Source organism: Ancylobacter dichloromethanicus (assembly GCF_018390645.1).
Taxonomy (GTDB): domain Bacteria; phylum Pseudomonadota; class Alphaproteobacteria; order Rhizobiales; family Xanthobacteraceae; genus Ancylobacter; species Ancylobacter dichloromethanicus.
The window spans coordinates 119,880-137,850 of the sequence record NZ_JAHBGC010000005.1; the positions used below are offsets into that span (position 1 = coordinate 119,880).

Annotated in this window: 16 protein-coding genes; 12 read left to right on the forward strand and 4 right to left on the reverse strand. The window is 67.8% G+C overall.

Annotation, left to right across the window (positions count from 1 at the left end; translation table 11 throughout):
• Nucleotides 1-179: 179 nt before the first annotated feature.
• On the forward strand, nucleotides 180-1,268 hold the full coding sequence (locus tag KHC23_RS03055; RefSeq protein WP_213369377.1) for a putative bifunctional lysylphosphatidylglycerol flippase/synthetase: 1,089 nt from the start codon (nucleotides 180-182) through the stop codon (nucleotides 1,266-1,268).
• 154 nt (nucleotides 1,269-1,422) lie between these two features.
• Here KHC23_RS03055 and KHC23_RS03060 read toward each other — a convergent pair whose 3' ends face one another.
• Nucleotides 1,423-2,028, reverse strand: coding sequence for a hypothetical protein (locus KHC23_RS03060; RefSeq protein ID WP_213369379.1), 606 nt, complete (start codon nucleotides 2,026-2,028; stop codon nucleotides 1,423-1,425).
• A 21-nt stretch (nucleotides 2,029-2,049) separates the two neighbouring features.
• On the reverse strand, nucleotides 2,050-3,003 hold the full coding sequence (gene ppk2 / locus KHC23_RS03065) for a polyphosphate kinase 2 (protein WP_213369381.1): 954 nt from the start codon (nucleotides 3,001-3,003) through the stop codon (nucleotides 2,050-2,052).
• 175 nt (nucleotides 3,004-3,178) lie between these two features.
• On the opposite strand from ppk2, the gene KHC23_RS03070 reads away from it, so the two are divergent.
• The 7 genes from KHC23_RS03070 (at nucleotide 3,179) to phoB (ending at nucleotide 10,003) form a co-directional block, all read left to right on the forward strand.
• Nucleotides 3,179-4,483, forward strand: a complete 1,305-nt coding sequence (locus KHC23_RS03070; protein WP_213369382.1) for an ATP-binding protein — start codon at nucleotides 3,179-3,181, stop codon at nucleotides 4,481-4,483.
• A 162-nt stretch (nucleotides 4,484-4,645) separates the two neighbouring features.
• Nucleotides 4,646-5,686 carry a phosphate ABC transporter substrate-binding protein PstS gene (pstS, locus tag KHC23_RS03075; protein ID WP_213369384.1) on the forward strand — a complete coding sequence of 347 codons (1,041 nt, stop codon included), beginning with the start codon at nucleotides 4,646-4,648 and terminating at the stop codon, nucleotides 5,684-5,686.
• A 185-nt stretch (nucleotides 5,687-5,871) separates the two neighbouring features.
• The gene (pstC, locus tag KHC23_RS03080; RefSeq protein ID WP_213369386.1) at nucleotides 5,872-6,849 is read left to right on the forward strand and encodes a phosphate ABC transporter permease subunit PstC; all 978 of its coding nucleotides are present in this window, start codon (nucleotides 5,872-5,874) and stop codon (nucleotides 6,847-6,849) included.
• 12 nt (nucleotides 6,850-6,861) lie between these two features.
• Nucleotides 6,862-7,695, forward strand: coding sequence for a phosphate ABC transporter permease PstA (gene pstA, locus KHC23_RS03085; protein ID WP_213369388.1), 834 nt, complete (start codon nucleotides 6,862-6,864; stop codon nucleotides 7,693-7,695).
• 8 nt (nucleotides 7,696-7,703) lie between these two features.
• Nucleotides 7,704-8,525 carry a phosphate ABC transporter ATP-binding protein PstB gene (pstB, locus tag KHC23_RS03090; protein WP_213369390.1) on the forward strand — a complete coding sequence of 274 codons (822 nt, stop codon included), beginning with the start codon at nucleotides 7,704-7,706 and terminating at the stop codon, nucleotides 8,523-8,525.
• A 25-nt stretch (nucleotides 8,526-8,550) separates the two neighbouring features.
• Nucleotides 8,551-9,264 carry a phosphate signaling complex protein PhoU gene (gene phoU / locus KHC23_RS03095; protein WP_213369392.1) on the forward strand — a complete coding sequence of 238 codons (714 nt, stop codon included), beginning with the start codon at nucleotides 8,551-8,553 and terminating at the stop codon, nucleotides 9,262-9,264.
• A 37-nt stretch (nucleotides 9,265-9,301) separates the two neighbouring features.
• Nucleotides 9,302-10,003 carry a phosphate regulon transcriptional regulator PhoB gene (phoB, locus tag KHC23_RS03100; protein WP_213369394.1) on the forward strand — a complete coding sequence of 234 codons (702 nt, stop codon included), beginning with the start codon at nucleotides 9,302-9,304 and terminating at the stop codon, nucleotides 10,001-10,003.
• Nucleotides 10,004-10,047: 44 nt separating this feature from the next.
• Here phoB and KHC23_RS03105 read toward each other — a convergent pair whose 3' ends face one another.
• Nucleotides 10,048-11,400 carry a polyhydroxyalkanoate depolymerase gene (locus tag KHC23_RS03105; RefSeq protein ID WP_213369396.1) on the reverse strand — a complete coding sequence of 451 codons (1,353 nt, stop codon included), beginning with the start codon at nucleotides 11,398-11,400 and terminating at the stop codon, nucleotides 10,048-10,050.
• A gap of 168 nt (nucleotides 11,401-11,568) precedes the next feature.
• Here KHC23_RS03105 and KHC23_RS03110 point away from each other — a divergent pair, with 168 nt between their 5' ends.
• The 4 genes from KHC23_RS03110 (at nucleotide 11,569) to KHC23_RS03125 (ending at nucleotide 17,612) form a co-directional block, all read left to right on the forward strand.
• Entirely contained in the window at nucleotides 11,569-12,942 is a 1,374-nt protein-coding gene (locus KHC23_RS03110; RefSeq protein WP_213369403.1) for an ActS/PrrB/RegB family redox-sensitive histidine kinase, read from the forward strand.
• Between the two features lie 137 nt (nucleotides 12,943-13,079).
• On the forward strand, nucleotides 13,080-13,628 hold the full coding sequence (locus tag KHC23_RS03115) for an ActR/PrrA/RegA family redox response regulator transcription factor (protein WP_213369410.1): 549 nt from the start codon (nucleotides 13,080-13,082) through the stop codon (nucleotides 13,626-13,628).
• A gap of 116 nt (nucleotides 13,629-13,744) precedes the next feature.
• Nucleotides 13,745-16,474 (forward strand): HAD-IC family P-type ATPase, encoded by a 2,730-nt coding sequence (locus KHC23_RS03120; RefSeq protein ID WP_213369412.1) that lies wholly within the window; start codon nucleotides 13,745-13,747, stop codon nucleotides 16,472-16,474.
• Between the two features lie 130 nt (nucleotides 16,475-16,604).
• Nucleotides 16,605-17,612 (forward strand): aldo/keto reductase, encoded by a 1,008-nt coding sequence (locus KHC23_RS03125; RefSeq protein ID WP_213369414.1) that lies wholly within the window; start codon nucleotides 16,605-16,607, stop codon nucleotides 17,610-17,612.
• Nucleotides 17,613-17,634: 22 nt separating this feature from the next.
• On the opposite strand, the gene KHC23_RS03130 is transcribed toward KHC23_RS03125, so the two are convergent.
• A complete protein-coding gene (locus KHC23_RS03130; protein ID WP_213369415.1) occupies nucleotides 17,635-17,877 on the reverse strand; it encodes a BON domain-containing protein in 243 nt (80 codons plus the stop codon).
• Nucleotides 17,878-17,971: the final 94 nt, after the last annotated feature.

Consider the following 17,971-nt stretch of genomic DNA (forward strand, 5'->3'; position numbering starts at 1 on the left):
GCGCCGGGTGGATTCATAGCCGCGCCAGCGTCATCGCTTCGTCACGCCGGCGCCGCCATGTGACGCCAGAAGATCGGCGCGCGTTAATGCTGTGCCGGGTCGCCGAACGTATTTCGCAAGCCCGCCGGGTCTGCTAGGGCTGCCGGACAGACGGGCACGACAGGGAGGACGGGCACACGATGAAGGGACTGAAGCTGATCCCCGGCTGGCTGCGCGCGCGGCTCGGCTGGCACACGCTCGGTCTGCTCGCGAGCCTGGTCATCATCGGCATCGCCGTTTTCGTCCTCTACGAGATGCTGCGCAACATCCGTCCGCGCGAGGTGCTGGAGGCGATCTCGGGCACCGACCCCTGGCGCATCGGGCTGGCGGCGCTGTTCGTGGCCGGCGCCTATTTCACCCTGACCTTCTATGACTGGTTCGCGCTGCGCACCATCGGCAAGCCGCATGTGCCCTACCGGGTCGCGGCTCTGGCCTCCTTCACCTCCTATTCCATCGGCCACAACATCGGCTTCTCCGCCTTCACCGGCGGCACGGTGCGCTACCGCATCTATTCCGCGCACGGGCTCGGCGCGGTGGATGTCGCCAAGCTCTGCTTCGTTACCGGGCTCACCTTCTGGCTCGGCAACATCGCCATTCTCGGCCTCGGCATCACCGTCGAGCCCTGGGCCGCCAGCGCGGTCGACCATCTGCCGCCCTGGGTGAACCGGCTGATCGGCATCGCGCTGCTCGCCGGCCTTGCCGCCTATGTCGTCTGGGTCGGCCTCAAGCCACGCCGCATCGGCGTCGGCCAGGGGCACTGGACGGTCACGCTGCCGGGCTCCAAGCTCACCTTCCTGCAGATCGTGATCGGCATCATCGATCTCTCCTTCTGCGCCGCCGCCATGTATGTGCTGATGCCGCAGCAGCCCTTCATCGACCCGATCGCGCTCGGTGTGGTGTTCATCTCGGCGACGCTGCTCGGCTTCGCCAGCCATGCGCCGGGCGGTCTTGGCGTGTTCGATGCGGCGATGCTGGTGGCGCTGCCGCAATTCGAGACCGAGCCGCTGCTGGGCGCGCTGCTGCTGCTGCGCCTGCTCTATTACGTGACGCCCTTCGCCATCGCGCTCGTCATCATGGGTGCGCGCGAACTGACGATGAGCCGGCGCCGGCTGGCGGCGGCCAGAGGCGTCTCGCCCGATCCGCTGGCGGCAGCCCCGGTGATCGAGCCGGACGCAGAGGCGACGCCGGAAGCGGCCCCCAAGCCCGAACGACGCCGCGCCGCCGGCTAGAGCATTTTCCGCGAAAGTTGACAGACTTTCGCGACGCGAAAATGCTCCAGCTTATTGATTACAGAGCCCTTTCCGATCAGGTGACTCCATCTGATCGGAAAGGGCTCTGGCCGGAGTCGGCCTTTTGAACCGATCCGATTGAACCGCGCGATTTCTAGCGGACGAGATCGGGCAGCAGGCTGCGCATGCTGGACGGCAGCCGGCGGACCTTCACGCCCTTCGGTAGCACGAATCGGGCCGGGTCCTGCGGTGCGCGCTCCAGTTCGAGCACCTCGAACAGCACCAGCGGCTTGCCGTCGACCGAGGTCGAGGTCTTGAGCACGATACCGTCGGCGGTGATGCAGCTCTCGACCGGCTGGGCAAGCGCCTTGGTCTCGAACCGCCACAGCTCGCACGCCTCCCCCAGCACTTCGCCGGTGCCGGCGCGGATGCCCTGGCGGTTGGCGTCGGAATAGGAAAAGCCCGGCGGCAGGTCCATTTCGACGGCGATACGGTCCATGCCGGGCATGTCCATCAGCACGATCATGTCATGCCGGCCAAGGTCGATCAGGCTGACCATGCCATTGGACAGATTGTCGCTGTCGATCTCCATGCGCAGGCGCCCCTCATGGTGCGCCACGCTCATCTCGACGCCCTGCGGCGCCCGGGCCCGGGCGCGGTAGTCGACGCCGGGCGCGGGCATGGGTTCGGCGGCGACCCGGGCGATGCCGAGCGACATTCCGATGCCAAGCATCCAGCAGGCGATCCGGTAGCGGCGCATCAGGGCCCCTTCAAGCATTCGTCAGGCGAGGCGGCGTCCCAGATAGGTACGCCCATCGAGAACGATGGCGGGATCGGGAACACCGACGATTCCATCATCCCTGCTCTCATACGGGATTTGGGCCAGGATTTGGCGTATGACGCCCAGCCGCGCCCTCATTTTGTCATTGGCCAGAACCACCGACCAGGGAACCGGCGACTGGCTCGCCTCGATCATCGCGTCGCGGGCGGCGGAGATGGGTTCCCAGCGGGCCGGGGCGGCGAGATCGACCGGCGACAGCTTCCAGCGCTTCAGCGGATCCTTGTGGCGCTCATGCAGCCGCATCAGTTGCATCTCGCGCCCGATGTCGAGCCAGATCTTGAACAGGCGAATGCCGTCATCCACCAGCATCTTCTCGAAAGTGGGCACCTGGGTGAGGAAATGCGCCGTCTGCGCCGGCGTGCAGAACCCCATGACAGGCTCGATGACGGCGCGATTGTACCAGGAGCGGTCGAAGATCGCGATTTCGCCCCGCAGCGGCAGGTGCGCGGTATAGCGCTGGAAATACCATTGCCCGGCTTCCGCATCGGTCGGCTTGTCGAGGGCGACCACCCGCACGAAACGCGGGTTGAGGTGCTGCACCAGGCGGTGGATGGTGCCGCCCTTGCCGGCGGCGTCGCGCCCCTCGAAGACAATCACCACCCGCTCATGCTGCGCCTTGACCCATTCCTGCAGTTTCAGCAGCTCGATCTGCAGGTCCCGCAACTGCTTCTGGTAGGTCTTGCGCTTGGGCCGGTCGCTGTAGGGATAGAACCCGCTGCCATAGGCCCGCGCCGCGATCAGCGGGGAAAGCACCGGCGCCTCGACCGAAAATGCGGCGATGGCGGCGGAAAGTTCGACATCGCGACGGCTCGGTCCGGGCCCGGCGGCGGCGATTTTGGATCCGGCGGCCTTCCCCTTCGGGAAAGGCGAAGATGCCGTGGGCTTCTTCGTCATATGGAAGCCTTTCAACTATAACATAAGAAGGCAACGTGCCGGCCGCGCGCAGGTTCGGCCGCCGAAACGATTCGGCTCCGGCCGATCCCCGTGAAGAGCATATCAGTCAAGATCGGCACGCTTGCAAAGCGGTGCGGGAAACGTCGTACAAGAAACGTCGGGCAGGAAGTGTGGAATGGCCCTGAGTGAGCCGCGCCAAGTGGCGGAAGATACACTGCGTGAGCGTCTGGCCGGCGCGCGCTGGATCCTTGCCGCCGCCGCGCTGGGGCTGGGCGGCGCGGCCTGGGTGGGCACGCTCGCGCCGGGCTCGGCGTTCGTGATCGGAGCCCTCGTCGCGGCCGGGGCGCTGCTGCCGGTCCGCCGGCGCCCGGTCGCCGAGGCCCTTGCCCGTTTCGGTGGTGAGCCAAAGCCGGTGGCGAGAGCCGAGGAGCGGCTGCCCGCGCTGGTGCGCGCGCTTCCCGAGGCGGCGCTGCTGCTCGACGCGCGTGGCACCGTCCTGGCGGCGAATGGCGGCGCGGTCGGCCTTCTCGCCAGCGTCCGGGTGGGGGATCCGGTCTCCTTCGCCGTGCGCGTGCCGGAGGTGCTGGAGGCGCTACGCGCCGCGGTGGCCGATGGCAGCGCACGCCGGATCGAATTCGCCGAGCGGGTGCCGATCGACCGCTGGCTCAGGGCCGACATCGTGCCGATCCGTGCCGGGCTGCTGCGGGAGGGCGCGCGGACCGAGGCGGTGCTGCTGAGCTTCATCGACCTCACTCCGCAGCGCCGGGTCGAGCAGATGCGGGTCGACTTCGTCGCCAATGCCAGCCATGAGCTGCGCACGCCGCTCGCCTCGCTGTCCGGCTTCATCGAGACCCTGCAGGGCCCGGCCCGCAACGACGCCAATGCGCGCGAGCGCTTCCTCAAGATCATGGGCGAGCAGGCCCGGCGGATGTCGCGGCTGATCGACGACCTGCTCTCGCTCTCGCGCATCGAGCTCAACGCGCATCTGCGCCCCGAGGCGGCGGTCGACCTCGTCGCCGTCGTCAGCCATGTGCGCGACGCCCTGGCGCCGCTCGGCCGCGAGCGCGACGTGGAGATCGTGTTCGAGCATCCGGCCGGGGCCGTGGAAGTGCGCGGCGACCGCGACGAACTGATCCGGGTATTCGAGAACCTGGTCGAGAACGCGCTGAAATATGGCGGCAGCGGCGGGCGCGTCGAGATCACCATCCTGCGCGAGCGGACGGATGCCCTCGTGACGGTACGCGACCACGGGCCGGGCATCGCGCCCGAGCATGTGCCGCGCCTGACCGAGCGCTTCTACCGCGTCGACACCGCCCATTCGCGCGAACAGGGCGGCACCGGGCTCGGGCTCGCCATCGTCAAGCACATCGTCGCCCGGCACCGCGGCAAGCTAGGGATTGAAAGCGTGCCCGGCACCGGTTCGACATTCTCGGTACGGCTTCCCAGCGGGCCAGTTGAACAGAAGAAAAAACCTGTTTGATCAGATGTTTGGTGTGTCATCAAGGCGTCACTGGAAGGTCATAGAACCTTGGTGCCCAAGGGGTATGAGTTCCCTGTGAACCTTGAAACCGCCCTTCGGCCAATCGCGTGTCCGGGTACGTCATCCGTGATGCGCCGATCTCCCGACCTAAGGAGAAGACCCTTGAAATTCACCCATCTGCTTGGCGCTGCGGCGCTGTCCTTCGGCACCATGTTCTCGGGCGCCACTTTCGCCGCCGACATCAATGGCGCCGGTGCGTCTTTCCCGGCCCCGGTGTATCAGGCGTGGGCTGCCGCCTATAAGGAGAAGACCGGCACCGGTCTCAACTATCAGTCGATCGGTTCGGGCGGTGGCCAGAACCAGATCGTCAACCGCACCGTCGATTTCGGCGCCTCCGATGCGCCGATGAAGGACGACAAGCTGGAATCCGCCAACCTGCTGCAGTTCCCGACCGTGATCGGCTCGGTGGTCGCCATCGTGAACCTCGGTGAAGACCACGCGCTGACCCTCAACGGCGCCATCATTGCCGACATCTACCAGGGCAAGATCACCAAGTGGAACGACCCGAAGATCGTCGCCCTGAACAAGGACGCGAAGCTCCCTGACCTCGCCATCGTGCCGGTCTACCGTTCGGACTCGTCGGGCACCTCCTTCGTGTTCACCTCCTACCTGTCGTCGGCCAGCGCTGACTGGAAGTCGGGCGTCGGCGCCGCGACCTCCGTGCAGTGGCCGGCTGGCGCGGGCGCCAAGGGCAATGAAGGCGTTGCCGGCACCGTGAAGAACACCAAGGGTGCCATCGGCTACGTCGAGTTCATCTACGCCGCCGCCAACAAGCTCGCCACCACCGACCTCGTGAACAAGGCCGGCAAGGTCGTGAAGCCCGGCACCGAGACCTTCATGGAAGCGGCTGCCGCCGCCGACTGGAAGGGTGCGAAGAACTTCGCCGCCTCGATGATCGACACCGCCGGCGAAGGCGCCTGGCCGATCACCTCGGCCACCTACATCCTGCTGCCGAAGAACCCGACCAGCGCCGAGCAGTCGGCCGCTGCCATCAAGTTCTTCGACTGGGCCTACAGCGCCGAAGGCGACGCCATCGCCGAGAAGCTGCACTACATCCCGCTGCCCGACTCGGTGGTCGCCGAGATCAAGAAGGCCTGGGCCGACGAGGTCAAGGTCGACGGCAAGGCCGTCTGGACCAACTGATCCCGACTTGAATACGGAAGGGGGCGGCCGCCATGGCCGCCCCCTTCTCGCCCGCCCCGGCGGATTGTATTTTGGCGGGAACCTCCGACTTCCCTCGCCCGCGACGCCCACGTTCCGTCACAGCACGCCGCCCCTCAGGCCGAATGCGGCTTCCGGGAGACAAGGCGCTCTAAGGATCAAACGACATGGACGCCACTCTCAGCGGAAGGCAGGCGGGCCCCGACCTGATCGCCGCGCACAAGCCGACGGGTCGGGTCAGTGACCCCGTCTTTGTCGGCATTCTCTGGGCCAGCGGCATTCTCGTGCTGTTGCTGCTCGGCCTCATCATCGCCATGCTGTTTGAGGGCGGCCTTCCGGCGCTCCGCGAATTCGGCATATCGTTCGTCTGGTCGACGACCTGGAATCCGGTTACCGAGGTTTTCGGCGCCGGCGTCATGGTGTTCGGCACCCTGTTCAGCGCCGTCATCGCGGTCATCATCGCCCTGCCGCTGTCCTTCGGCATAGCCTTCTTCCTGACCGAGATCGCCCCGGGGCCGCTGCGCCGGCCCATCGGCGTGGCGATCCAGCTGCTCGCCGCGATCCCCTCCATCATTTACGGCATGTGGGGCTTCTTCATCGTCGTTCCGCTGATGGCCGCCTATGTGCAGCCGCCGTTGATCGACTGGCTGGGCCCGCTGCCGGTGATCGGCGCGCTGTTCCAGGGCCCGCCGCTGGGCGCCGGCATGCTCACCGCCGGCCTGATCATGGCAATCATGATCCTGCCGTTCATCACCGCGATGTTCGTCGAGGTGCTGGAATCGGTGCCGCCGATGATCAAGGAATCCGCCTACGGCGTCGGCGCCACGACCTATGAGGTCTATCGCAACGTCTCGGTGCCCTATGGACGCACCGCCATGGTCGGCGCGGTGATGCTCGGCCTCGGCCGCGCGCTGGGTGAAACGATGGCCGTGACCTTCGTCATCGGCAATGCCACCCGCATGTCGGCCTCGCTGTTCGCGCCGGGCGCCACCATCGCCTCGACCATCGCCAACGAGTTCCCCGAGGCCTCCACCGGCTCGCTGAAGCTGCAGGCGCTGCTCGAACTCGGCTTCATTCTGTTCGTGATTTCGTTCATCGTGCTTGCGCTCTCGCGCCTGCTCGTCCGGTCCCGGCTCAAGGGCTGAGTGGAGACACACATGGCATCCCTCGCCCGCCGCCGCGCGACCGACTACGCCGTCAAGGCCATCAGCGTCGGCTTCGCCGCGCTGTCTCTCGTTCTGCTCGCCTGGATCCTGTGGACCCTGGTGGCGCGCGGCCTGCCCGCGCTCGGTCCGCACGTCTTCACCCAGATCACGGCGCCGCCCGGCGCCGGGGGCGGCCTGCTCAACGCCATCGTCGGCTCGCTGATCCAGATCATCGTCGCGCTCATCATCGGTACGCCGATCGGCCTGATGTGCGGCACCTTCCTGGCCGAGAACGGGCGCAACACCCAGATCGGCAACGCGGTGCGCTTCGTCAACGACGTGCTGCTCTCCGCCCCGTCGATCCTGATCGGCCTGTTCGTCTACCAGCTCCTGGTCGTCCCCTTCGGCGGCTTCTCGGGCTGGGCCGGCGCGATAGCGCTCGCCATCATCATCATCCCGGTGGTGGTGCGCACGACCGAGGATATGCTCAACCTGGTGCCGATCGGGCTGCGCGAGGCGGCGTTCGCGCTCGGCGCCCCGCAGTGGAAGGTGGTCACCTTCATCACCTGGAGAGCGGCGCGCGCGGGCATCGTCACCGGCATCCTGCTGGCCATCGCCCGCGCCGCCGGCGAGACCGCGCCGCTGCTGTTCACCTCGCTCGGTAATAATGGCTGGTCGCTCAGCCTCGATGCGCCCATGGCAAGCCTGCCCATCGCGATCTATCAATACGCGGCCAGCCCGTTCGAGGACTGGGTCGCCCTGGCCTGGGCGGGCGCCCTCATCATCACCGTCGGGGTTCTGACCCTGAACATCCTTTCCCGCCTCGTCCTGGCGAAGATGAAGTGAGACGGACAATGAACTTCGCACCTGAAACGTCGATCGACATCGCCTCCGCCGTCAACCGCGCCACCGCGCCCTCGGCCGAATCCAAGCTCAAGGTCGAGAAGCTCAACTTCTACTATGGCGACAATCACGCGCTGAAGAACATCAACTTCGATATCCCGGAGAAGCGCGTTACCGCGATGATCGGGCCGTCGGGCTGCGGCAAGTCCACCCTGCTGCGCATCTTCAACCGCATGTACCAGCTCTATCCGGGCCAGCGCGCGGAAGGGAAGATCCTGTTCGACGGCGCCGACCTGCTGAGCAAGGACCTGGATTCCACGGTGGTGCGCTCGCGCATCGGCATGGTGTTCCAGAAGCCGACGCCGTTCCCGATGTCGATCTACGACAACATCGCCTTCGGCGTGAAGCTGCACGAGCGCCTGTCCAAGGCGCAGATGGACGAGCGGGTCGAGTGGTGCCTGCGCAAGGCGGCGATCTGGGAAGAAACCAAGGACCGCCTGCACACCTCGGCGCTCGGCATGTCGGGTGGCCAGCAGCAGCGTCTGTGTATCGCCCGCACCATCGCGGTGCGGCCCGAGGTGATCCTGCTCGACGAGCCCACCTCGGCGCTCGATCCGATCTCGACCTCGAAGATCGAGGACCTGATCGACGAGCTGAAGCAGGAATTCACCATCGTCATCGTGACGCACAACATGCAGCAGGCGGCGCGCTGCGCCGACATCACCTCCTTCTTCTATCTCGGCGAGCTGATCGAGGTCGCCGCGTCGAACGAGATCTTCACCAATCCGCGCGAAGCCCGCACCCGCGACTACATCACCGGTCGCTTCGGCTGAGCCCGCGACGAGAGAGGCCACCCCAATGACCGAACATATCGTCTCGTCGTTCGACACCGACCTGAAGGAACTTGGCCGCAGCGTGGTCGAGATGGGCGGTCAGTCCGAGCGTCTCGTCGCCGATTCCGTCCATGCGCTGGTCAAGCGCGACACCGAGCTTGCCCAGAAGGTGATCGTGCTCGACGGGCCGGTCGACCTGCTGCAGCGGGAAATCGAGGAAAAGGCGGTGCTCATCATCGCCCGCCGCCAGCCGCTCGCCGGCGACCTGCGCGAGATCGTGGCCGCCATGCGCATCGCCAATGATCTGGAGCGGATCGGCGACCTCGCCAAGAACACCGCCAAGCGAGTCCTCGCCCTCACCGGCGAGTTCCACCCGCAGAAGCTGGTGCGCGGCGTGGAGCACATGTCCAACATCGTGCTTGAGCAGCTCAAGGTGGTGCTCGACGCCTATGCCACCCGCGACGAGGCCCGCGCGCTCGAAGTCTGGCAGCGCGACGGCGAGGTCGACGTGCTGTACACCTCGCTGTTCCGCGAGCTTCTCACCTACATGATGGAAGACCCGCGCAACATCTCGCTGTGCACCCACCTGCTGTTCTGCGCCAAGAATATCGAGCGCATCGGCGACCACGCGACCAACATCGCCGAGACCATCCATTACCTCGTGACCGGCCAGCTTCTCACCGAAGAGCGGCCGAAGCAGGACACCAGCAGCCTGACCAGCGTGGCGTTCCCGGCCTGAGGTTCTCGGCACCGCACGAACGTCGGGAAACGCGACCATGGCGACCAATATACTGATCGTGGAGGATGAGGAGCCCCTCACCCTCCTGCTCCGCTACAATCTCGAATCCGAGGGCTACTCGGTCGAGAGCGTCGGGCGGGGCGACGAGGCCGAGACCCGGCTGCGCGAGAGCGTGCCGGACCTTCTCATCCTCGACTGGATGCTTCCGGGCCTCTCCGGCATCGAGCTGTGCCGGCGGCTGCGCGCCCGGCCCGACACCGAGCGCATGCCAATCCTCATGCTCACCGCCCGCGGCGAGGAGACCGAGCGCGTGCGCGGGCTCGCCACCGGCGCGGACGACTATGTGGTGAAGCCGTTCTCGGTGCCGGAACTCGTCGCCCGGGTGCGCGCGCTGCTGCGCCGGGCCAAGCCGGAACATATCTCCACCCTGCTACGCGCCGGTGACATCGAGCTCGATCGCGAGACCAAGCGCGTGCACCGCGCCGGCCGCGAACTGCATCTCGGGCCGACCGAGTTCCGGCTGCTGGAATTCCTCATGCAGTCGCCGGGCCGCGTCTATTCGCGCGAGCAACTGCTCGACGGCGTGTGGGGGCAGGACGTCTATATCGACGAGCGGACCGTCGACGTGCATGTCGGGCGCCTGCGCAAGGCGCTCAACCGGCCGCGCCAGCCTGACCCGATCCGCACCGTGCGCGGCTCCGGCTATTCGTTCAACGAGATGTTCGCCCGCGCCCATTGAGCGGCCGCCGGAAATGGGCGGCGGGGAGGAGCAAGCCCCCGCCGTCAGTCAGGCTGGTTGTGGCCCTTCTTCGGCCAGTTGTGCGAGAGCACGAAGTCGGCAATGCGCGGCGCGATCTCGGAGCGGAAGCGCGAGCCGTTGAACACGCCGTAATGGCCGACCGTGGGCTGCAGGTAGTGCGCCTTCATGTCGTCGGGCAGGCCCGAGCACAGCGTCTGGGCGGCGCGGGTCTGGCCGACACCGGAAATGTCGTCATTCTCGCCCTCGACGGTGAGCAGCGCGACATTGCGGATCTTCGAGGGGTCCACCTTCTCGCCGCGATGGGTCATCAGGCCCCTCGGCAGGGCGTGGTCGATGAACACGGTCTGCAGCGTCTGCAGGTAGTACTCCGCCGGCAGATCCATGACGGAGAGATACTCGTCGTAGAATTCGCGGTGCTTGGCGGCGGAATCGCCGTCGCCCTTCACCAGATGGCCGAACATGTCGGCATGGGCGCGCAGATGGCGCTCCAGATTCATCGCCATGAAGCCGTGCAATTGCAGGAAGCCGGGATAGACTTGGCGCATGACCCCGGCATTCGGCCACGGCACGGTGGTGATGACATTGCGGGCGAACCAGTCGATGCCGCGGTCCTTGGCGAAATGGTTCACCGCCGTGGGGCTTTCGCGGGTGTCCACCGGGCCCCCCATCAGCACCATGGAGGCGGGCACGCTGGGATCGCCCATCTCCTCCATGCGCGCCACGGCAGCGAGCACCGGCACCGCCGGCTGGCACACCGCCAGCGCATGCATGCCGCCGCCGAGATGGCGGAAAATCTCGATCACGTAGTCGATATAGTCGTCGAGGTCGAACGCGCCCTCGGCCATCGGCACGTTGCGCGCGTCCACCCAGTCGGTGATGTAGAGATCGTGGTTCGGCAGCAACGTCTGCACCGTGCCGCGCAGCAGCGTGGCATAGTGCCCTGACAGCGGCGCGACGATCACCATGCGCGGCTGCGGCCGGCGCGGCTTCTGCGCGAAGTCACGCCGGAAATGCAGCAGCCGGCAGAACGGCCGCTCCCACACCGTCTCGATCTCGACCGGCACATTGACCCCGCCGACCGAGGTCTCGGTGATACCCCATTCCGGCTTGCCATAGCGCCGGGTGGTGCGCTCAAACATCTCGAACGAGGCCGACATGGTCTTGCCGAACTCGGTATGGGCGAGCGGATTGGCCGGATTGCGATAGAACAGCCGGCCGGCATCGGCCATGACGCGCAGCGGATCGAGCGCGGCATGGCCGAGTTCGAACATCCAGTACATCGGCCGGGCAAGCGCGGAAGCCGCTTCAAGCGTCGCCTCAGGTGCCTGTCCCGCGACTGCCGCGTCGGGCACGTCGCCGAAAACGCCGATCGCCATGAAAGCCTCCTTGTCCCGTTCGCCCCGTTCGGGCCGTTCTTGTGCATTGCAGCACAGATAAGCTCTTTCTCGCTGCCGTCAACGCGGGGCCCGCCCTCGCGCTCCGCCGGTCTCCGGCGCTATAGAGGGCAAAGCGTCGTCGTTGAGGCGGCGCGCAGGGGCCCTTCCATGTCGCTTTCCCTCGACCATCCCATCGGCGAACGCTTCTTCGGCCTGCGGCTCGACACGCTCATCCGCCTGCGCTGGCTGGCGATTTCGGGCCAGACGATGGCCATCGTGGTGGTCCAGTGGCTGCTCGGCTTTTCCCTGCCGATCGGCGCCTGTCTCGCGGTGGTCGCCCTGTCCGCCTGGCTCAATCTGGCGCTTCGGCTGCGCAATCCCGGCGCGCGGCGGCTGTCGGATGTGGAGGCGGCGTGGCTGCTCGCCTACGACATTCTGCAGCTTGCCGCGCTCCTGTTCCTCACCGGCGGTCTCGCCAATCCGTTTGCGCTGCTCTTCCTCGCCCCGGTGCTGATCTCGGCGACGGCGCTGTCGCCGCGAACCACCATTCTGCTTGGTTTCCTGGCGGCGGTATGCGCGGCGCTGGTCGGATTCTGGCAGATGCCGCTGCCCTGGGGCAATGGCGGCACGCTCGGCCACCCGCCGGAACTGCCGACGCTCTATCTGCTCGGTATCTGGCTGGCACTGGCCATCGCCATCGCCTTCATCGGCGTGCACGCCTGGCGGGTGGCGGAGGAGACGCGCGAACTCTCCGAGGCGCTGGCGGCGACCGAGCTGGTGCTGGCGCGCGAGCAGCATCTGTCGGCGCTGGACGGCCTTGCCGCGGCGGCGGCGCATGAACTGGGCACGCCGCTCGCCACCATCACGGTGGTGGCGAAGGAACTCGCGCGGGGGCTGCCGGCGGACAACCCGATGAGCGACGACATCCGGCTGGTGAGCGAGCAGGCCGAGCGCTGCCGCGCCATTCTGCGCACCCTCACCACGCTCGATGCCAGCGAGGCGCCATTCGACCGCATGCCGATCTCGCATCTTCTGGAGGATGTGGTGGCGCCGCACCGCAATTTCGGCATCGCCATCGCCGTGACCATGCCGACCGGCGCGCCCGACGAGCCGATCATCGCCCGCAATCCCGGCCTGCTGTACGGGCTGGGAAACATCGTCGAGAACGCCGTCGACTTCGCCCGGGACCGGGTCAACATCGTGGCGAGCTGGAGCGACGAGGAGGTCACCATCAGCGTTACCGATGACGGGCCGGGATTTCCCGTCGAACTGCTCGACAGCATCGGCGCACCCTATGTCACCAGCCGTGGCCGCAGCCGCTGGAAGCGCGGCGCCGACCCGGAGGCCGACGAGGGTCAGCAGGGCCTCGGCCTCGGGGTATTCATCGCCAAGACGCTGCTGGAGCGCACCGGCGCGGCGCTGTCCTTCGTCAACCGTCCGGCGCCCGCGCATGGCGCCTCGGTCGGCGTGCGCTGGTCCCGGCGGGTAATCGACATTTCCGGCGACCGCGAACCGCAGGACGGCCGGCGCGCATACCCGTGACGGGCCCGGCTGCGACAATTTTGCTCTCGCCGCCAAGGAAGTATAAACTTCGCCAAAAGTCGACGATGCGGTGCTTCGCGCGGTGGCGGCCGAAGCCGCGCCCGGGGTGGTGCAGCCGGCATATGGGAAAGCGTGAAATGCTCGATACCACCACGGAACCACAGGATCGCACGCTGCTGATCGTCGATGATGACCGGCCGTTCCTGCAGCGTCTCGCCCGGGCGATGGAGACGCGAGGCTTCATGGTGACGACGGCGGAAACCGTGGCCGACGGCCTTGCCAGCGTCGAGGGCGGCGCCCCGGCCTATGCGGTGGTCGACATGCGTCTGGGGGATGGCAACGGGCTCGATGTCATTTCCGCCCTCAAGCGCCGCCGCCCGGAGGCGCGCGGCATCATCCTCACCGGCTATGGCAACATCGCCACCGCGGTGAACGCGGTGAAGATCGGCGCCGTCGACTATCTCGCCAAGCCGGCGGACGCCGACGACATCTGCGCCGCGCTGAACGCGCAGGGCGACTATAAGCCCCAGCTGCCGGAAAACCCGATGTCGGCCGACCGCGTGCGCTGGGAGCACATTCAGCGGGTGTATGAACTGTGCGGCCGCAACGTCTCGGAAACCGCGCGCCGGCTCTCCATGCACCGGCGCACGCTCCAGCGCATCCTCGCCAAGCGCGCGCCGCGCTAGGCGAAAGGCTGCCGCCGGCCGGCCGACGCAACGTCATAGGGGAAAGTCCGCTGGCCCCGGGGAGGGCGCGCCTCTAGCTTGGCGATAACCCAACGTCAGCGAGCGCCCCCGGACCAATGCCCGACGCCGTTCCCCCCGCCACCGTTCCCCCCGCATCGCCCGCCTTCCACACCACCGACTGGCACGCGATTCCCCATGAGGAGGCGGCCGGGCGCCTCGGCGTCTCCACCGCCGGCCTGACGCCGGAACAGGCGCAGGCGCGGCTGGCGGAGCACGGCCCCAACGCGCTGCCCGAGACCGCCGGCCGTTCGCCGCTGACGCGCTTGATGGCGCAGTTCAACAGCGCGCTCATCTATTTCCTGCTTGCCGGCGCGGCGGCGGCGCTGGTCCTCGGCCATCATGTCGATGCCGGCGTGATCATCGCCGTGGTGCTGGTCAACGCGCTGGTTGGCTTCGTGCAGGAGGGCCGGGCCGAGCAGGCGCTGCGGGCCATACGCGACATGATTTCGCCGCATGCCAATGTCGTGCGGGCCAGCCGGCGCCAGAGCGTCGAGGCCCGCGAACTGGTGCCGGGCGACCTCGTGCTGCTGGAGGCCGGCGACCGGGTGCCGGCGGACACGCGGCTGTTTCGCGCCCGCGGCATGCTGATCGACGAGGCGATCCTCACCGGCGAATCCGTCGCCGCCGCCAAGAACGAGGCGCCGGCGGCGCGGGACGCGGCGCTCGGCGACCGCCATTCCATGGCGTTCTCCGGCACCACCGTCGCGGCCGGGCAGGGAGCCGGCTTCGTCGTCTCCACCGGACCGCATACCCAGATCGGTCGCATCGGTCGGCTGATCGCCGATGTCGAGCCGCTGGCGACCCCGCTATTGCGGCAGGTGGACGCCTTCGCCCGCCGCTTCACCTGGCTCGCCATCGCCAGCGCGGCGGCGCTGTTCCTGTTCGCCGTCGCGGTGCGGGGCTATGGCTGGACCGACGCGCTGATGGCGGTGGTGGCGCTGGCGGTCGGCGCGGTGCCGGAGGGGCTGCCGGCGGTGATCACCATCACGCTGGCGATCGGCGTGCGACGCATGGCCTCGCGCAACGCCGTTATCCGACGCCTGCCGGCGGTGGAAACGCTGGGGGCGACTTCGGTCATCTGCTCGGACAAGACCGGGACGCTCACCCGTAACGAGATGACCGCCCGGCGCCTGGTCGTGGCCGCCGAGGGCGGGCCCGGCGAGATCGCGGTCTCCGGCATCGGCTACGACCCGGACGGCGGGCTGAACTGGAGCGGCGCCGCGCGCGGCGACCCGGCCGAGGTTGCGGCCGCGCTGCTGCGCTGCGGCCTGCTGTGCAACGACGCGCATCTGCACACCGAGAACGGCGTCTGGCGCGCCGAGGGCGACCCGATGGAAGGGGCGCTGGTGGCGCTCGCGGTCAAGGCCGGGCTCAACCCGGCGCTGGAGCGGGGCGCCTTCGCGCGTGAGGACGAGATTCCCTTCGATGCCGCCTACCGCTTCATGGCGAGCCTCAACCGGGGGCTGCAGGGCGAGGCGCTGGTCTTCGTCAAGGGCGCGCCGGAAGAGCTGCTGAAGCTCTCCGGATCGCCGGGCGGCGGCGTGTGGGAGGCGGCGCTGGCCCGCGCCGCCGCGCAGGGCGAGCGGGTGCTCGGCTTCGCCATGAAGCGGCTTGCCGGCGCGCCGAAGCGGCTCGCCTTTGACGATGTGCGCGAGGGCTTCGACTTTCTCGGCCTCATCGGCTTCATCGATCCGCCGCGCCCCGAGGCCATCGCCGCCATCGCCGAATGCCGCAGCGCCGGTATCGCGGTGAAGATGATCACCGGCGATCATGCGGCGACCGCCGGCGCCATCGCCTGCCAGCTCGGACTGGCCGCGACGCCGGAGGTGGCCACCGGCGTCGAGGTCGACGCGGCGTCGGACGGGAATCTGGTGGAGCTGGCGCGGCGCACCGATGTGTTCGCCCGCACCAGCCCGGAGAACAAGCTGCGCATCGTGCGGGCGCTGCAATCCACCGGCGCGGTGGTGGCGATGACCGGTGACGGGGTGAACGATGCGCCCTCGCTCAAGCAGGCCGATGTCGGCATCGCCATGGGCCACAAAGGTACGGAGGCGGCCAAGCAGGCGGCGGAAGTGGTGTTGCTCGACGACAATTTCGCCTCCATCGTCGCCGCGGTGAAGGAAGGCCGCACGGTCTACGACAATATCCGCAAGATGATCGCGTGGACGCTGCCGACCAATGGCGGCGAGGTGCTGGCGGTGGTCGGCGCCATCCTGTTCGGCCTCGCCATGCCGATGTCGGCGGCGCAGATTCTGTGGATCAATCTCGCGACCAGCGCCACCCTCGGGCTCGCGCTGGCCTTCGAGCCGACCGAGCCGGGGATCATGCAGCGCCCGCCGCGCCCGGCCCGCGCCGGGCTGCTGACCCGTTTCATGCTCTGGCGGGTGGTATTCGTCTCGCTGTTGTTCACCCTTGCCGCCTTCGCCATCTACGGGCAGGCGGTCTGGCGCGGGCAGGAGATGGAGATGGCGCGCACCATGGTGGTCAACACCCTCGTGGTGATGGAGATTTTCTATCTGTTCAATGTCCGCTTCCTGCATATGACCTCGATCACCTGGCGCGCGGCGCTGGGCACCCCGGCGGTGCTGCTGGCGCTGGCGGCCATCGTCGCCGCGCAGCTCGCCTTCACCTACCTGCCGGTGATGCAGGCGGTGTTCGACACCCGTCCCGTCGCCCTGCTCGATGGCGTGCTGATCGTCGCGGTCGGGGTGGCGCTGATGATCGTGCTGGAGCTGGAAAAGGCGCTGCTGCGCCGTCTCGGCCTGTTCGCGGCCTCCGACATGTAGGGCGTGCAAGCTCTTCGCCGGGGCCTTGATCACGTGCCCGCTCTCACGCGAGAGTGGGCTGCCGCCGCGGCGCGAACGCGGTATCAAGTCTTAGGGTCGACCATCCGGCATCGGCGGCAAGGAGAAACACATGCGCGTACGCACCCTCGGACGCAGCGGCCTGACGGTCTCTGAGCTCGGCCTCGGCTGCATGGGGCTGACGTCTTCCTATGGCACCGCGCCGGAAAGGGCCGACGCCATCGCCCTGCTGCGCGGTGCCGTGGAGCGGGGCGTCACCCTGTTCGACACGGCCGAGTTCTATGGGCCGTTCGTCAATGAGGAACTGGTCGGCGAGGCGCTGGCGCCGGTGCGCGACAAGGTGGTGATCGCCACCAAGTTCGGCTTCAAGATCGAGCCCGGCACGCACCGGCGGCTTGGCGTCGACAGCCGTCCCGAACATATCAGGGAAGTGGTGGAGGCCTCGCTGGCGCGGCTGCGCACCGACCGTATCGACCTGCTCTATCAGCACCGGGTCGACCCGGACGTGCCGATCGAGGAGGTGGCCGGGACCGTCGGCGCGTTGATCCGCGAAGGCAAGGTACTGCATTTCGGCCTGTCGGAGGCCGGTGCGGGCACTATCCGCCGGGCCCACGCGGTGCAGGCGGTCGCGGCGCTGCAGAGCGAGTATTCGCTGTGGTGGCGCGAGCCGGAAGCGGAGATATTCCCGGTGCTGGAGGAACTCGGAATCGGCTTCGTGCCGTTCAGCCCGCTGGGGCGCGGCTTCCTCACCGGTGCGATGGACGCCTCGACGACCTTCCCCAGCAGCGACATGCGCTCGCGCCAGCCGCGCTTCACACCCGAAGCGCTCGCCGCCAACCAGACGCTGATAGACGTGCTGCGCGACGCGGCGGCGGCAAGAACGGACGGCGAAGGCACGGCCAGCCCGGCGCAGATCGCGCTCGCCTGGCTGCTGGCGCAGAAGCCGTGGATCGTGCCCATTCCCGGCACCACCAAGCGTCACCGGCTGGACGAGAACATCGCCAGCACGGCGATCGTATTGACGCAGGGGGAACTGGCGCGCATCGACGCCGCGCTCGCCGCCGTCGCGGTGCAAGGCGCGCGCTACCCGGAAGACCAGATGCGGATGATCGACCGCTGAGGGCGGCACGAACCTGCGACTATCAGTGGAACATCGCCGCGGGGCGGCCGAGCTGCGGCTCGACCTTCACCAGATTGACGACGGTGAAATCGCCGGCCAGCCGCTCCACGGCGTCTTCGATGCTGATCTGCGCCCCGCGTGTGGGTACGCGCCCGGTCAGCGTGATGATGCGCTTGTCGGCGGCGACGCCGACCTCGACATCGGTGCCGTCCTGTTGGCCTTTCACGGCCTGGCGAAGGCACTGGTAGAATTCGGGATCCTGCATGGCATCCTCCCGCCTCCGCCGATGAGGCAAATGCATGAAGCCAGCAGAGCGCGCTTCGTGGTGTCCCGCCTTGATCTGCCGCAAGGCGGGCTTG

What these genes read in the sequence shown, in the direction of transcription:
- KHC23_RS03055 (WP_213369377.1), top strand. Translation starts at nt 180, where the DNA reads ATGAAGGGACTGAAGCTGATCCCCGGCTGGCTGCGCGCGCGGCTCGGC.
- KHC23_RS03060 (WP_213369379.1), bottom strand. Translation starts at nt 2,028, where the DNA reads ATGCGCCGCTACCGGATCGCCTGCTGGATGCTTGGCATCGGAATGTCG.
- ppk2 (WP_213369381.1), bottom strand. Translation starts at nt 3,003, where the DNA reads ATGACGAAGAAGCCCACGGCATCTTCGCCTTTCCCGAAGGGGAAGGCC.
- KHC23_RS03070 (WP_213369382.1), top strand. Translation starts at nt 3,179, where the DNA reads ATGGCCCTGAGTGAGCCGCGCCAAGTGGCGGAAGATACACTGCGTGAG.
- pstC (WP_213369386.1), top strand. Translation starts at nt 5,872, where the DNA reads ATGGACGCCACTCTCAGCGGAAGGCAGGCGGGCCCCGACCTGATCGCC.
- pstA (WP_213369388.1), top strand. Translation starts at nt 6,862, where the DNA reads ATGGCATCCCTCGCCCGCCGCCGCGCGACCGACTACGCCGTCAAGGCC.
- pstB (WP_213369390.1), top strand. Translation starts at nt 7,704, where the DNA reads ATGAACTTCGCACCTGAAACGTCGATCGACATCGCCTCCGCCGTCAAC.
- phoU (WP_213369392.1), top strand. Translation starts at nt 8,551, where the DNA reads ATGACCGAACATATCGTCTCGTCGTTCGACACCGACCTGAAGGAACTT.
- phoB (WP_213369394.1), top strand. Translation starts at nt 9,302, where the DNA reads ATGGCGACCAATATACTGATCGTGGAGGATGAGGAGCCCCTCACCCTC.
- KHC23_RS03105 (WP_213369396.1), bottom strand. Translation starts at nt 11,400, where the DNA reads ATGGCGATCGGCGTTTTCGGCGACGTGCCCGACGCGGCAGTCGCGGGA.
- KHC23_RS03110 (WP_213369403.1), top strand. Translation starts at nt 11,569, where the DNA reads ATGTCGCTTTCCCTCGACCATCCCATCGGCGAACGCTTCTTCGGCCTG.
- KHC23_RS03115 (WP_213369410.1), top strand. Translation starts at nt 13,080, where the DNA reads ATGCTCGATACCACCACGGAACCACAGGATCGCACGCTGCTGATCGTC.
- KHC23_RS03120 (WP_213369412.1), top strand. Translation starts at nt 13,745, where the DNA reads ATGCCCGACGCCGTTCCCCCCGCCACCGTTCCCCCCGCATCGCCCGCC.
- KHC23_RS03125 (WP_213369414.1), top strand. Translation starts at nt 16,605, where the DNA reads ATGCGCGTACGCACCCTCGGACGCAGCGGCCTGACGGTCTCTGAGCTC.
- KHC23_RS03130 (WP_213369415.1), bottom strand. Translation starts at nt 17,877, where the DNA reads ATGCAGGATCCCGAATTCTACCAGTGCCTTCGCCAGGCCGTGAAAGGC.